The 14054-nt window shown below is 70.5% G+C and carries 11 protein-coding genes; 6 read left to right on the plus strand and 5 right to left on the minus strand.

The features are described from left to right. Positions 1-18: 18 nt before the first annotated feature. The 3 genes from ACZ5CW_RS20410 to ACZ5CW_RS20420 form a co-directional block, all read right to left on the minus strand. Positions 19-840: an ABC transporter permease gene (locus tag ACZ5CW_RS20410; protein ID WP_468603218.1), complete on the minus strand. Its 822-nt coding sequence runs from the start codon at positions 838-840 to the stop codon at positions 19-21. A 64-nt stretch (positions 841-904) separates the two neighbouring features. Then, positions 905-1918, minus strand: a complete 1014-nt coding sequence (locus ACZ5CW_RS20415) for an ABC transporter ATP-binding protein (RefSeq protein WP_468603220.1) — start codon at positions 1916-1918, stop codon at positions 905-907. 94 nt (positions 1919-2012) lie between these two features. Further along, a complete protein-coding gene (locus ACZ5CW_RS20420; protein ID WP_468603222.1) occupies positions 2013-3233 on the minus strand; it encodes an NYN domain-containing protein in 1221 nt (406 codons plus the stop codon). 225 nt (positions 3234-3458) lie between these two features. Here ACZ5CW_RS20420 and ACZ5CW_RS20425 point away from each other — a divergent pair, with 225 nt between their 5' ends. Further along, positions 3459-3638, plus strand: a complete 180-nt coding sequence (locus ACZ5CW_RS20425) for a hypothetical protein (protein WP_468603223.1) — start codon at positions 3459-3461, stop codon at positions 3636-3638. 72 nt (positions 3639-3710) lie between these two features. Here the strand turns inward: ACZ5CW_RS20425 and dnaE are convergent, their stop codons facing one another. Next, a complete protein-coding gene (gene dnaE / locus ACZ5CW_RS20430) occupies positions 3711-7250 on the minus strand; it encodes a DNA polymerase III subunit alpha (RefSeq protein ID WP_468603225.1) in 3540 nt (1179 codons plus the stop codon). 248 nt (positions 7251-7498) lie between these two features. Here dnaE and ACZ5CW_RS20435 point away from each other — a divergent pair, with 248 nt between their 5' ends. The 4 genes from ACZ5CW_RS20435 (at position 7499) to ACZ5CW_RS20450 (ending at position 12264) form a co-directional block, all read left to right on the plus strand. Continuing rightward, positions 7499-8839, plus strand: coding sequence for a DUF2252 domain-containing protein (locus tag ACZ5CW_RS20435; protein ID WP_468603227.1), 1341 nt, complete (start codon positions 7499-7501; stop codon positions 8837-8839). 68 nt (positions 8840-8907) lie between these two features. Next, positions 8908-9594: a hypothetical protein gene (locus ACZ5CW_RS20440; protein ID WP_468603229.1), complete on the plus strand. Its 687-nt coding sequence runs from the start codon at positions 8908-8910 to the stop codon at positions 9592-9594. 81 nt (positions 9595-9675) lie between these two features. After that, positions 9676-10491: a thioredoxin domain-containing protein gene (locus tag ACZ5CW_RS20445; protein WP_468603231.1), complete on the plus strand. Its 816-nt coding sequence runs from the start codon at positions 9676-9678 to the stop codon at positions 10489-10491. A gap of 102 nt (positions 10492-10593) precedes the next feature. Further along, positions 10594-12264, plus strand: coding sequence for an alkaline phosphatase D family protein (locus ACZ5CW_RS20450; RefSeq protein ID WP_468603233.1), 1671 nt, complete (start codon positions 10594-10596; stop codon positions 12262-12264). Between the two features lie 7 nt (positions 12265-12271). Here the strand turns inward: ACZ5CW_RS20450 and ACZ5CW_RS20455 are convergent, their stop codons facing one another. After that, positions 12272-12841, minus strand: coding sequence for a dienelactone hydrolase family protein (locus tag ACZ5CW_RS20455; protein ID WP_468603235.1), 570 nt, complete (start codon positions 12839-12841; stop codon positions 12272-12274). A gap of 105 nt (positions 12842-12946) precedes the next feature. Between ACZ5CW_RS20455 and ACZ5CW_RS20460 the strand changes: the two genes are divergently transcribed. After that, complete coding sequence (locus tag ACZ5CW_RS20460; RefSeq protein WP_468603237.1) at positions 12947-14053, plus strand: mechanosensitive ion channel family protein; 1107 nt, start codon at positions 12947-12949, stop codon at positions 14051-14053. Position 14054 lies beyond the last annotated feature (1 nt).

Here is a 14054-nt window from a genome sequence, read left to right on the forward strand (position 1 = left end):
GTCCCGCTGTGCGCCGCGTCACCGGACGGCGGCCCTGCGGTACGCCCAGGTCGCCACGGCCAGCGAGACCACTCCGACACCCGCGCACACCCCCAGGTCGACAAGGACGACGGCCCAGTCCGGGTGTGCCCCGAAGGTCCGGGCGTATGCCTCCACGGCGTAGGTCGAGGGCAGCAGATCACGGGCCAGCCGTACGATCTCCGGCATCCGGTCGGCCGGCAGCACACCCAGCAGCAGCGCCGCGGACATGCCCAGCTGCCCGAGCAGCGTGGCCAGTTCGGGCCGGGGCGCGAGCAGCCCGCAGGCGGCACCGAGCCCGGCCAGCGCGGCCCCGGCGAGCGGGATCACCGCCACCAGGATCCACAGGTTGGACAGCGGCAGCCCGAACAGCGCACAGCCGAAGACGGCCGTCACCAGGGTCCCCGGCACCGTGAAGGAGGCGTACGCCGCCGCCGCGCCCAGCACCACCGCGGCCGGCGGCACCGGCAGGGTGGCGTAGTGGTCGAGCCCGCCGCTGGCCCGCAGCTGCCCGAAGTACTGGGACAGCAGGTTCAGTGCCACGTACGCGACGACCAGCACGGACGAGCCGGCCACCACGTACTGGGCCTCGCTGCCGCTGTCGACGACGCCCCGCATCATCACGGCGATGCCGACGGACTGGAAGGTCGCCACGAACAGCAGCGGGATGCGGGCCACCCGGGCCCGGGACAGCTGCGCCCGGTAGACGGCCACCAGGGAGGGCCACAGCCGCGCGGGCGGACCCAGCTCGGCCGCGCCCGGTGCCGCCTCCGGCACGGCCCGGGCGCCGCCCGGCAGAACCTCGGCGGGTACGACACTCACGACGAACTGCTCCTCTTCCCTGCGGCAGCCGCGCACATCCATACGCATCCCGCGGCCCGTGCGCTCATGCCTTCACCAGCCCCTGCCGGGCCGCGCCGCCCAGCGCCAGATAGACGTCCTCCAGACTGGGCGTGGCGAGCGTGAAGTCGTCCAGGGCGGCGAAAGCGGCCCCGCCGGTCACCGTGGCGACGACGGCGCGGGCCTCCTCGGGCGCCAGCCGCAGCGTCCAGCGCCGGCCGGATTCCACGGCCCGCTCCCGCAGGGCGGCGACCTCGGGCACCTCCAGCGGCGCCCGCTCCCGCCACACCAGCTCCACCCGCACCTCGTCGGCGACCTGTTCCTTGAGTCCCGCCGGGGTGTCGCAGGCGATGACCCGGCCCCGGTCGAGCACCGCGACCCGGTCGAGCACGGTCTCGGCCTCGATGACGTTGTGGGTGACCAGCAGCACGGTCGTACCGTGCTCGGCGCGCCGCCGGTCCACGGCGGCCCAGACCGCGCGCCGGGCCACCGGGTCCATACCGGTGGTCGGCTCGTCCAGCACGAGCAGCGGCCGCTGCCCGACGAGGGAGGCGGCGAGACAGGCGAGCCGCCGCTGTCCGCCGGACAGCTTCTTCAGCGCCCGCCCGGCGATCGGGGTGAGTCCCAGTTCGTCCAGGACCGCGTCCCGCTCGGCCCGCGCCCGCCGTACGTCCAGGCCGCGCAGGCGCCCGGTGGTCTCGGCGGCGAGGGAGACGGTCAGCTCGTCCAGGGCGGAGGACTCCTGCCCCAGGTAGGCGAGGATCCGCGCGGCCCGCTCGGGGTGCTTCACGATGTCGTGGCCGAGGATCTCGACGCGACCGGTGTCCGGCCGCAGCAGCCCGGTCAGCTGCCGCACGAGGGTGGACTTGCCGGCGCCGTTCGGACCGAGCAGTCCGAAGACCTCGCCGCGCCGCACGTCCAGCTCGATCCCGTCGGTGGCCCGCACCTCGGGCGTGCCGGGCGTCCCGCGCCGCCCTTTGACGGCCGGGTAGGTCTTGCTGAGCCCACGCACGCGCACGACCTCGTCATGCCGAGGTGCCTGTCCCGCGCGCGTATTCACAAGGGACGAGAGTACGGGGTCGGGGGCCTTTACTCGCCTTTGGGTCCACTTCTGTACGCGACCGGCGGCAATCCCGCCGGTCGCGTACGCCCGCTCACTCCCCCGTGCCCGCGTGTTCGGCGGCGGCCGGGACGTCGACCTCCCGCCAGAACCCCGCCCGGATGGCGTAACGGTCGTGCTCGTCGATCTGGTCGTCCTTGTGGGCCAGCAGCCCGAACCGGGCCGCGTAGCGCAGCAGCTCCCCGTCGATGCGGTGCGGGATGCGCGGGTACATCTGCGACAGCTTCTGCAGCTGGCCCTGGTCGCCGAGGCGGGACATCCAGCGGCGGGCGAACACCTGACCCACTTCGTACGGGTCGCCGCCGACCGTGGTGATGTCCTCCTCGCGGTCGGCCCATCTCTGTTCGGCCGTGGTGAGCTGGGCCAGCGTCGGCATGGAGGCGATCTCGGGCGGCTCGGCGACCGCGCCCGGCCGGTCCACCCAGCCCTTGTCGGAGGACCAGCGCAGGGTCGCCGTCGTGGGGTTCTGGGCGGGCTGGACGCCCGGTGCGCGCAGCGCGGCGAGATCCTTGGGGGTGGGGACGCCCTTGGGGGTGGGGACGCGCTCCTGGGCGCCGTTCTCGGCCGCGGTGCCGCCCGGGGCGTGCGCGCCCTGTTCGGCGGGGCGTTCGGCCGCCGTGGCGAGCGCGGACTCGGGCAGCGGCGCGGACAGGATCGCGGCGATCTCGGGGCGGGGCACGGGCGGCGGCGCGCAGACGCCGGTCAGCTCCTTGGCCCGGACGGCCTGGGTGATCCAGGCGCGGTCCAGTACCCGCCGCTCGTCGGCCTCGGCGACCAGGTCCTCGGACTGGTTGTAGTCGCCGTCGGCGGCCTGGACGGCCCACAGGTGGACGGCGACGCCGTGCTCCTTGGCGGCCATCATGCCGGGCAGCAGATCGCCGTCGCCGGTGACGAGGACGATGTCGGAGCAGGCGCGGTTGCGGGCCAGCTCGGTCAGTTCGGCGTGCATGGCCGCGTCCACGCCCTTCTGCGCCCAGCGTCCGTCGCTGCGGGTGAGGGCACCCAGCCGGACGGTGACCCGGGGCATCACGCGCAGCCGGCGATGCTCCGGCTGGGGGACCCGGTCGGGGGCGCCGTCGAACCAGTAGATGCGCAGCAGCGGGCGCTCGGTCTCCGACTCCGCGCGTTCGCGCAGGGCCTGGACCAGGGCGGGGTGGTCGACGGAGATCCGGGACCGCGAGGGCTCACCGGCGAGGAGGCTGGCGGCGGCGCCCAGCAGATACCCGGCGTCCACCAGGACGATGCAGCGGTCCACTCGACTCACCCTCTTCCCGGGAGGCTTTGCTTCGGACTTCCTTCGAGTCTGCCCGACCGCGCGGGGGTTAACGGCCCGAACTCGATCTTCGGCGTGGCGTTTGCGGATCCCGCTCGCCCACCTGCCCTGTAACACACGGTAATTATCCGACATGCGCTTGATGTCAGCCTATGTGAATCTGGTCCCGGCCCTGGCCCCTAGATCCCCCACAGGAGGCAGATCACCATGGCCAAGAACAAGAACCGTAAGCAGGGTGGCCCGCAGAACCGCTCCTCGCAGGCCGAGCACGCACCGGAGCGCGCACAGCGTCCGTCGGCGGAGGAGCACGAGTCGCCGATGGCGCACGTACCGGGCGATCCCTCGGATGTTGCTCGTAAGAAGCAGAAGAGCTTCGGCCACAACTAAAGGGCAGTTGACAGCCCAGGCACACAGAAGGGGCGCACCCGTGCGGGGTGCGCCCCTTCGCGCGTCTGCGACTCAGCCCGCCAGACAGGACGGTCCGAGCAGCACCTTCAGGTCGCCGAAGAGCGCCGGGTCGGGCTTGACCCGGTGCCGGTCCAGGCGCAGCACGGTGGTCTTGCGCGGGCCCTGGAGTTTGATCCGGACCTCGCTGTCGCCCTTGTGGTGGCTGAGGATCTCGCCGAGGCGGCTGACCATGGGCGGTGTGACCCTGGTGGCCGGGATGGTGAGGATCACCGGCGCGTTGGTGCCCGCGTTGGACAGGTCCGGGACCATCAGCTCCATGGCGACGAGCCGCGGCACGTCCTCGCGCTTGTCCAGGCGGCCCTTGACGAACACGACCGCGTCCTCGACGAGTTGGGTCGACACCAGCTGGTAGGTCGCCGGGAAGAACATGCACTCGATGGAGCCGGCGAGGTCCTCGACCGTGGCGATCGCCCAGGCGTTGCCCTGCTTGGTCATCTTGCGCTGGAGACCGGAGATGATGCCGCCGATGGTGACGACCGCGCCGTCCGCGTGCTCGCCGCCGGTGAGCTGGGCGATACCCGCGTCCGCCTTGTCGGACAGCACGTGCTCCAGGCCGAAGAGCGGGTGGTCGGAGACGTACAGACCGAGCATCTCCCGCTCCTGGGCGAGCAGATAGGTCTTGTCCCACTCGTCGTCGGTGAACTGGACGTCGAGGCCGAAGCCGGGCTCGCTGCTGGTCTCCTCGCCCATGCCGCCGAAGAGGTCGAACTGCCCCTCGGCCTCCTTGCGCTTGACCGCGACCACGTTGTCGATCATCGGCTCGTACTGTGCCGTGAGGCCCTTGCGGGTGTGCCCCATGGTGTCGAAGGCGCCTGCCTTGATCAGCGATTCCGTGGTGCGCTTGTTGCACGCGACCGCCTCGACCTTGTCGAGGTAGTCGGGGAAGGAGGCGTACTTGCCCTTGGCCTTGCGGCTCTTGATGATCGACTCGACCACGTTGGTGCCGACGTTGCGCACGGCTTCGAGGCCGAAGAGGATCACGTCGTCGCCCTGGGCGGCGAAGTTGTGCACCGACTCGTTGACGTTCGGGGGGAGCACCTTGATGCCCATGCGGCGGCACTCGTTGAGGTAGATCGCCGACTTGTCCTTGTCGTCCTTGACGGAGGTCAGCAGCGCGGCCATGTACTCGGCGGGGTAGTTCGCCTTGAGGTACGCGGTCCAGTACGAGACCAGGCCGTACGCGGCCGAGTGCGCCTTGTTGAACGCGTAGCCGGCGAAGGGGACCAGCACGTCCCACAGGGCCTGGATCGCCTCGTCGCTGTAGCCGTTCTTGCGGGCGCCGGCCTGGAAGATGGTGAAGTTCTTCGCCAGCTCGTCGGGCTTCTTCTTGCCCATGACGCGGCGGAGGATGTCGGCCTCGCCGAGCGAGTAGCCCGCGATGATCTGGGCGGCCTTCTGCACCTGCTCCTGGTAGACGATCAGGCCGTAGGTGACCGCGAGGACCTCTTCGAGGGGCTTCTCCAGCTCGGGGTGGATCGGGGTGATCTCCTGCTGCTTGTTCTTGCGCAGCGCGTAGTTCGTGTGGGAGTTCATGCCCATCGGGCCCGGCCGGTACAGGGCCGACACGGCGGAGATGTCCTCGAAGTTGTCGGGCTTCATCAGACGCAGCAGCGAGCGCATGGGGCCGCCGTCGAACTGGAAGACGCCGAGGGTGTCGCCGCGCTGGAGCAGCTCGAAGGTCGTGGGGTCGTCGAGCGGCAGGCCCAGGAGGTCGATGTCGATCCCCTTGTTGGCCTTCACCATCTTGACGGCGTCGTCCATGATCGTGAGGTTGCGCAGGCCGAGGAAGTCCATCTTCAGCAGGCCGAGCGACTCGCAGCTCGGGTAGTCCCACTGCGTGATGGTCACGCCGTCGGTGTGCCGCACCCAGACGGGGACGTGCTCGGTGATGGTCTCGCTGGACATGATCACGCCGGCCGCGTGCACGCCCATCTGCCGGACCAGGCCCTCCACACCGCGCGCGGTGTCGATGACCTTCTTCACATCCGGCTCGTTCTCGTACATCCCGCGGACCTCGCCGGCCTCGCTGTAGCGCGGGTGCTGCGGGTCGGTGATGCCGGACAGCGGGATGCCCTTGCCGAGGACGTCGGCGGGCATGGCCTTGGTGATGCGGTCGCCCATCGCGTACGGGTAGCCCAGCACGCGCGCGGAGTCCTTGATCGCGTTCTTGGCCTTGATGGTGCCGTAGGTACCGATCATGGCGACCTTGTCGGCGCCGTACTTCTCGGTCACGTACCGGATCACCTCGACGCGCCGGCGCTCGTCGAAGTCGATGTCGACATCGGGCATCGAGATGCGCTCGGGGTTGAGGAACCGCTCGAAGATCAGGCCGTGCGGGATGGGGTCGAGGTCGGTGATACCCATGGCGTAGGCGACGATCGAGCCGGCCGCGGATCCTCGGCCGGGGCCGACCGCGATGCCGTTGTTCTTGGCCCACATGATGAAGTCGGCGACCACGAGGAAGTAGCCGGGGAAGCCCATCGAGATGATGACGTCCATCTCGTAGTCCGCCTGCTTCTGGCGGTCCTCGGGGATGCCGCCGGGGAAGCGGCGCTCCATGCCGCGGCGCACTTCCTCCTTGAACCAGGTGACCTCGGTGTAGCCCTCGGGGATGTCGAACTTGGGCATGAGGTCGCGCTTCTCGAACATGCCGGTGGTGTCGACCATCTCGGCGACGAGGAGCGTGTTGGCGCAGCCCTCCTGCCAGGCGTCCGAGGAGTCGATGGCGTACATCTCGTCCGTGGACTTCAGGTAGTAGCCGGTGCCGTCGAACTTGAAGCGGTCCGGGTCGGAGAGGTTCTTGCCGGTCTGGATGCACAGCAGGGCGTCGTGGGCACCGGCCTCGTGCGCGTAGGTGTAGTGCGAGTCGTTGGTGACCAGCGGCGGGATGCCGAGCTTCTTGCCGATCTCCAGCAGGCCGTCACGGACCCGGCGCTCGATCTCGATGCCGTGGTCCATCAGCTCCAGGAAGTACCTGTCCTTGCCGAAGATGTCCTGGTAGTCGGCGGCCGCCTTCAGTGCCTCGTCGAAGTGGCCGAGGCGCAGCCGGGTCTGCACCTCGCCGGAGGGGCAGCCGGTGGAGGCGACGATGCCCTCGGACCACTGGGAGATGGTCTCCTTGTCCATCCGGGGCCACTTCTGCAGCCAGCCCTCGGCGTAGGCGTCGGAGGAGAGCCGGAAGATGTTGTGCAGGCCGGTCTTGTTCACCGCCCACATCGTCTTGTGGGTGTAGCCACCGGAACCGGAGATGTCGTCCCGCTTCTGGTGCGGCTGGCCCCAGAGGATCTTGCGCTTGTTCCGCCGGGACTCGGGGGCGACATATGCCTCGATCCCGATGATCGGCGTGATTCCGGCTTTCTTCGCGGTGTGGAAGAAGTCGTACGCCCCGTGGAGGTTGCCGTGGTCGGACATGGCGATGTGCGTCATGCCCATCTCGTTGCAGGCGTTGAACATGTCCTTGAGCCGCGCGGCACCGTCCAGCAGCGAGTACTGGGTGTGGACGTGCAGGTGCGTGAAGGGCGGCTTTGACACGGTTTCGGCCTCCGAGGGAAACAGGCGTCGACGATCTTCCGACCGGCTGCGGACCGACTGCGGACAGTCTGGGGGACAGCGTCGAAGTCTATGCCCCGGCACTGACACTCGCGGGCCTCGTCCGCGTACCTTCATGCGGGAACCGGGCACTCCCGCGTGGCGTCGCCCGTTGAAGACGGCGGAAGCGCTGTCGCACCCGTTCCCGCACATGCACGCACCACCCGTCCTGCACCAGGAGGCACCCCGCGATGTCGGTCCCCCAGCTCAACGACGAGCAGCGCGGCGAGGAGATCCTCACCGTCTTCGACACCGCCTTCGGCCGGCTCCTGGCCGCCGACCCGGCCGCGTTCCGGGTGAAGTTCCGGAAGATGGCGGCCTCGGCGTTCGCCTTCTACCGGGGCACGGCGGCCCTCTTCTACCACGACCTGACCGCGAACAAGGAGTTCGGGTCGAAGCGCGGCGGCCCGTACCTGGACGACCGCACCTCGCGCGTGTGGATCCACGGCGACCTGCACGCGGAGAACTTCGGCACGTACATGGACGCCACCGGCCGGCTGATCTTCAACGTCAACGACTTCGACGAGGCCTACGTCGGCCCCTTCACCTGGGACCTCAAGCGCTTCTCGGCCTCCATCGCCCTCATCGGGTACGCCAAGGCCCTCGGCGACGAGCAGATCAGCGAGCTGGTGACCGTCTACGCCGCCGCCTACCGCGAGCGCATCCACGCCCTGGCCACGGGTGCCAAGAGCGACGAGGTACCGCCCTTCACCCTGGACACCGCACAGGGTCCGCTGCTGGACGCGCTGCGTGACGCCCGCTCGCTGACCCGCTTCGGACTGCTGGACTCGATGACCGAGATCCGCGACTTCGAACGCCGGTTCGCGCCCGGCGGCGGCTCCATCGAGCTGGACGCGGCGACCCGCTACAAGGTGCTGGCCGCCTTCGACGGCTACCTGGAGACGCTCCCGGACTCCTCGCTGACCCGCCCGGACTCCTACCGGGTCAAGGACGTCGTCGGCCGCCGGGGCATCGGCATCGGCTCGGCGGGCCTGCCGTCGTACAACATCCTTCTGGAGGGCCACAGCGACGCCCTGGAGAACGATGTCGTGATCTACATCAAGCAGGCGCAGACCCCGGCCGTCTCCCGGCACATCACGGACCCCGCGATCGCGGAGTACTTCCAGCACGAGGGCCACCGCACGGTGATCTCCCAGCGCGCCCTGCAGGCGCACGCCGACCCGTGGCTGGGCTGGACCGAGCTGGACGGCGCGGGCCAGCTGGTCGCCGAGGTCTCGCCGTACGCGGTCGACCTGGACTGGGGCGACATCGACGACCCGGAGGAGATCGCGGCCGTCGTCGCCGACCTGGGCCGGGCCACCGCCACCATGCACGCGGCGGCCGACGACCAGTCCGGCGAGTCCCTGGTGCCGTTCTCCACCGAGCGGGCCATCGACGCGGCGCTCGCCGCCGACGAGGAGGGCTTCGCGCCGCTCCTGGTGGACTTCGCGCACGGTTACGGCGCACAGGCACGCGCCGACCACCAGATCTTCGTCGACCTGTTCCGCAACGGCCGGATTCCGGGGCTGTAACCTTCGCGCACTCACAGGCACCCTTTAGGGGTCCCTTACTCGCCTACGTGACACACTCTCCTTTCGCTATGGACATATCCGGGACCCAGCTCAGAGCCGTGCGCGCGGCGCTGTTCACGGCCTTCGTCGTGACGCTCAGCACCGCGTCGCACGTACTGCTGTCCCGGGCCCCGCTGCCGCCGGCGACCGTGACCGCGGTCGCCGGCGGAGTGTTCGTCACCGCGTACGCGCTGGCGGGCCGCGAGCGCGGCTTCGGCCGGATCGCGGCCCTGCTGATCCCGCTGGAGCTGGCCGCGGACACGGTGTTCACCACCGGCCAGCACGCCTGTTACGGCAGGGCGGGCGGCCCGGTGGCCGGCCCGCTGCGCGTCTTCGGCTTCGACGTGCTGTGCCAGGGCGGCGCCGTGGGCGCCCCGCTGGCCCGGATGACCGGTGCCGAGGGCTCCGGCTCCGGAGCCCACCTCGCGCACGCCGGCCCGGCCGTCGCCTGGCTGCTGCTCGCCGCGCACGTCGGCGTGGGGCTCCTCGCGGCCGCCTGTCTGCGGCGGGGCGAGCGGGCCCTGACCCAGCTGCTGCGCGCGGTCGCCGCGACCACCTTCCGGCCGCTGCTGCTCGCCGTGGCCGCCGTCTGCGTACGGCTGTCCCCGGTCCGCCGGCTGCCGCGCCCGGCCCCGCGGCCGGCCACCGCCCGCGACCGGCTCCTCGTGCACTCCCTGGGACGGCGCGGACCGCCGTGCTCACCGGCCCTCGCCTGAGGCGACGGCACCTGAGCACGACCAGTCCCCCACACGTATCCCGCGTACGACCTGTGCGCGTCCCACATGGAGATCACCAATATGAGCAAGCGGAACACCCAGGCGGCGAAGACGGCGGCCCGGGAGCGGCTGCGCCAGGAGCGCGAACGGCAGGCCAAGCGCGACAAGGCCAGGCGGCAGATCATCGTGGCCGCCTCGGTCGTGGGCGTGCTGGCCGCGGCCGGCGGCATCGGCTACGCCGTCGTCCAGGCCACCAAGCCCGGCTACTGGGAAGGGCTGAAGGACGCCAAGGTGACCGCCCCGGCCAACACCACGGGCACGAAGGGCACCACGGTCGTCATCGGCAAGGACAGCGCGAAGAAGACCCTCAAGATCTACGAGGACCCGCGCTGCCCGGTCTGCGCCCAGTTCGAGCAGACGGTCGGCTCGACCGTGAAGAAGGACATCGACGACGGCAAGTTCAAGGTCCAGTTCGTCGGTGCCACGTTCCTCGACGGGACCAGCGGCGAGGGCTCCAAGAACGCGCTGAGCGCTCTCGGCGCCGCGCTGAACGTCTCCCCCGAGGCCTTCCTCGAGTACAAGAGCGCCCTGTACTCCACGAAGTACCACCCGCAGGAGTCGGACGACAAGTTCAAGAGCGACGACTACCTGCTCGAGGTCGCCGCCACCGTCCCCGCGCTGAAGAACGACACGAAGTTCCAGAACGCGGTGAAGAACGGCACCTACGACGCCTGGGCGATGGCCATGTCGAAGACGTTCGACGACAACAAGGACGGCGTCACCGGCACTCCGGGCTTCGTCATGGACGGCAAGAAGCTCACCGCCGACAACCAGGGCACCCCGCTGCTGACCGTGGCCGACTTCAACAGGGTGGTGGGCGCGGCCCTCAAGGGCTGACCGCACCCGACGGGCCGTCGGAAACCGCCCTCCGCGTGAAGAGCGGGCGAACTTTCGGAGTTCGCCCGCTCTCGCGCATACCGATCAGTAACCTGATCGGTCGTGACCAGTCGATACAGATCATCCGAGGCATCCCAGCGCCTCAACTCCTCCTCGCCCCGCCGCCGTACGGTCGTCAAGGCCGCGGCGGCGACCGCTGTCCTGGCCGGCCCGCTGGCCGCCGCCCTGCCGGCCCGCGCCGCCACGGACGCCCCCGCCTTCCTGCACGGCGTCGCCTCCGGTGACCCGCTGCCCGACGGCATCCTGCTGTGGACCCGGGTGACCCCCGTCCCGGAGGCGATACCCGGCTCGGGGCTCGGCCCGGACACCGAGGTGAGCTGGATCGTCGCCAGGGACAAGGCGTTCACCAGCATCGTCGCCAAGGGCTCCACCACCGCGACGGCCGCCTCCGACCACACCGTGAAGGCGGACATCCGCGGTCTGCAGCCGGCCACCGACTACTGGTTCCGTTTCTCGGCCGGCGGCACCGACTCCCCGGCGGCGCGCACCCGCACCGCGCCGGCGGCGGACGCGGCCGTGTCCGGCCTGCGCTTCGGCGTGGTCTCCTGCGCCAACTGGGAGGCCGGCTACTTCTCGGCCTACCGGCACCTCGCGGCGCGCAGCGACCTCGACGCCTGGCTGCATCTCGGCGACTACATCTACGAGTACAAGTCCGGCGAGTACGCGGCCCGCGGCAAGGTGGTACGCCCGCACGCCCCGGCGAACGAGATCCTCACGCTCGCCGACTACCGGATCCGGCACGCCAAGTACAAGACGGACCCCGACCTGCAGGCCCTGCACCTGAAGGCGCCGGTCATCGCGATCTGGGACGACCACGAGTTCGCCGACAACGCCTGGTCGGGCGGCGCGGTCAACCACACCGAGGGCGCCGAGGGCAGCTGGGCGTCCCGTCAGGCGGCCGCGAAGCAGGCCTACTTCGAGTGGATGCCGGTCCGTCCGGCGGTCGCCGGCACCACCTACCGGCGGCTGCGGTTCGGCAAGCTCGCCGATCTGTCCCTGCTGGACCTGCGCTCCTTCCGCTCCCAGCAGGCCGCCACGGCCAGCGGCTCGGTGGACGACCCGGACCGCACGCTCACCGGCCGGGCCCAACTCGACTGGCTGAAGGCGGGCCTGGCGGCCTCCGACACCAAGTGGCGGCTGGTCGGCAACTCGGTGATGATCTCGCCGTTCTCCTTCGGCTCCCTCTCCGCCGACCTGTTCAAGCCGCTCGCCAAGCTGCTCGGACTGCCGCAGGAGGGCATCGCCGCCAACACCGACCAGTGGGACGGCTACACCGACGACCGCCGCGAGCTGCTGGGCCACCTGCGCTCGAACGCGATCGGCAACACCGTCTTCCTCACCGGTGACATCCACATGTCGTGGGCCAACGACGTGCCGGTCGACGCCGGGACCTACCCGCTGTCCGCCTCGGCGGCCACCGAGTTCGTGATCACCTCGGTGACGTCCGACAACCTCGACGACATCGTGAAGGTCCCCGAGGGCACGGTCTCGGCGGTCGCCGCACCGGTCATCAAGGCCGCCAACCGGCACGTCCACTGGGTGGACACCGACCGGCACGGCTACGGCGTGCTGGACATCACCGCCGACCGCGCGCAGATGGACTACTACGTCCTGTCCGACCGCACCGACGCCGACGCCACGTCCGACTGGGTGCGTTCGTACCGCACGCGCAGCGGCACGCAGAAGGTCGAGCGGACCTACGACCCGGTGTGACCGCCCGCTACAGGCTGTCGAGGAAGCCGAGTGCCACCCGCCAGGTGGCCTCGGCGGCCTCCGCGTCGTAGTCCGGCAGCTCGGGGTCGGTGTAGAGGTGCCCGGCCCCGGGGTAGCGGTAGACCTCCACGTCGGCGCCCGTCCGGCCCATCTGCAGATACCAGGCGCTCAGCCAGTCGTCCGTCTCGAACGGGTCCGGCTCGGCCACGTGCAGCTGCACCGGCAACTCGTCCGCCTGCGCGCTCGGCGCGATGTCCGAGGTGCCGTGCAGAAGCAGCAGCCCGCGCGCCTTGTCGTCGCCGAGGGCGAGGGTCTGGGCGACGGAGGCGCCGAGCGAGAACCCGGCGTACACCAGCCCCCGGTCCGAGTAGGGGGCCGCCGCCAGCACGGCCCGCTTGAGCAGCTCCTCCTTGCCCAGCTCCTCCTTGTACGCCATGCCCTCCTCGGCGGTGTCGAACGTGCGCCCCTCGAAGAGGTCCGGCGTCCACACCTCGTGGCCCGCCGCGCGCAGCCGGTCCGCGGCCTCGCGCACCGCGGGCCTGAGCCCGTAGGTCGAGTGAAAGAGCATGATGTTCATGAGGCCATGGTGCCAGCCGGGTACGACAGGGACGGCGCCGCTGTACCCAGGCGAGCCGAGAACACACATGTTCATCGGCCCCCGAGCCGGGTTAGGCGCCCAGGCATGGAGAACGTACTCCGCCCCCTGATCGTGCTCGGCAGCACGGTGCTGCTCACGCTGGCCATCGGGTGGGCCACCGACCGGCTGCTGCGCAAGGCCGACGAACGCAACCCCGACACCCCGCTGTGGGAACTGCTGCGGCGCGGCCGCATCCCCTACCAGCTCGTCCTGTGCGCCGCCATGCTCAGAGGCTCGTACGACCAGGCGAAGCTGCTCGAACGGCACCAGGTCGGCATCGGCCGGACCCTGACCCTGGTGCTGATCGGCTCCGCCGCCTGGCTGGTGATCCGGATCGCCGCGGCGGTCGTCGAGACCTCCTACAGCCGCTACGCGCGCGCCCACCGGGACGCGGCCCGCGTCCGCCGGGTGCGTACGCAGGTGGAGCTGATCATGCGGGTGGTGTCCGCGGTCGTCATCGTCGTGGCCATCGCCTCGATGCTGCTCACCTTCCCGGCGATGCGCGCCGCCGGTGCCTCGCTGCTGGCGTCCGCCGGCATCCTGGGCATCGTGGCCGGTGTCGCCGCCCAGTCGACGCTGTCGAACATGTTCGCGGGCCTGCAGATCGCTTTCGGTGACATGGTGCGCATCGGAGACACGGTCGTCGTGGACGGCGAGTGGGGCACGGTCGAGGAGATCACCCTGACGTTCCTGACGGTACGGACCTGGGACGAGCGCCGGATCACCATGCCGGTGTCGTACTTCACCTCCAAGCCGTTCGAGAACTGGTCCCGCGGCACCCCGCAGATGACCGGCATCGTCTTCTGGTACCTCGACCACAGCGCGCCCGTCGAGGCGATGCGGGAGAAGCTGCGCGACATCCTGCGCCAGTGCCCGGCCTGGGACGGCCGCGCCTGCGGGCTGCAGGTGACGGACACGACCCCGAACAGCATCCAGGTGCGCGCCCTGGTGACCGCGAAGGACGCCGACGACATCTGGACGGTGCGGGTCACGGTCCGCGAGGAGATGATCGCCTGGCTGTCGGCGGAGCACCCCTACGCGCTCCCGCGGGTCAACACCTCGGACGCGGTGCTCCCGCCCTACCAGGTGCCGTCCCCCGACCGCTCCACGCTCCGCAAGGCGTACGACTTCCCGCGCACGGGCCGGGGATGAC

The sequence above is a fragment of the Streptomyces sp. NPDC031379 genome (genome assembly GCF_055569615.1).

Bases quoted from the DNA above. Each gene is read 5' to 3' on its own strand.
- ACZ5CW_RS20445 (WP_468603231.1), top strand. From the start codon at position 9,676: ATGAGCAAGCGGAACACCCAGGCGGCGAAGACGGCGGCCCGGGAGCGG.
- ACZ5CW_RS20440 (WP_468603229.1), top strand. From the start codon at position 8,908: ATGGACATATCCGGGACCCAGCTCAGAGCCGTGCGCGCGGCGCTGTTC.
- ACZ5CW_RS20435 (WP_468603227.1), top strand. From the start codon at position 7,499: ATGTCGGTCCCCCAGCTCAACGACGAGCAGCGCGGCGAGGAGATCCTC.
- ACZ5CW_RS20425 (WP_468603223.1), top strand. From the start codon at position 3,459: ATGGCCAAGAACAAGAACCGTAAGCAGGGTGGCCCGCAGAACCGCTCC.
- ACZ5CW_RS20455 (WP_468603235.1), bottom strand. From the start codon at position 12,841: ATGAACATCATGCTCTTTCACTCGACCTACGGGCTCAGGCCCGCGGTG.
- ACZ5CW_RS20460 (WP_468603237.1), top strand. From the start codon at position 12,947: ATGGAGAACGTACTCCGCCCCCTGATCGTGCTCGGCAGCACGGTGCTG.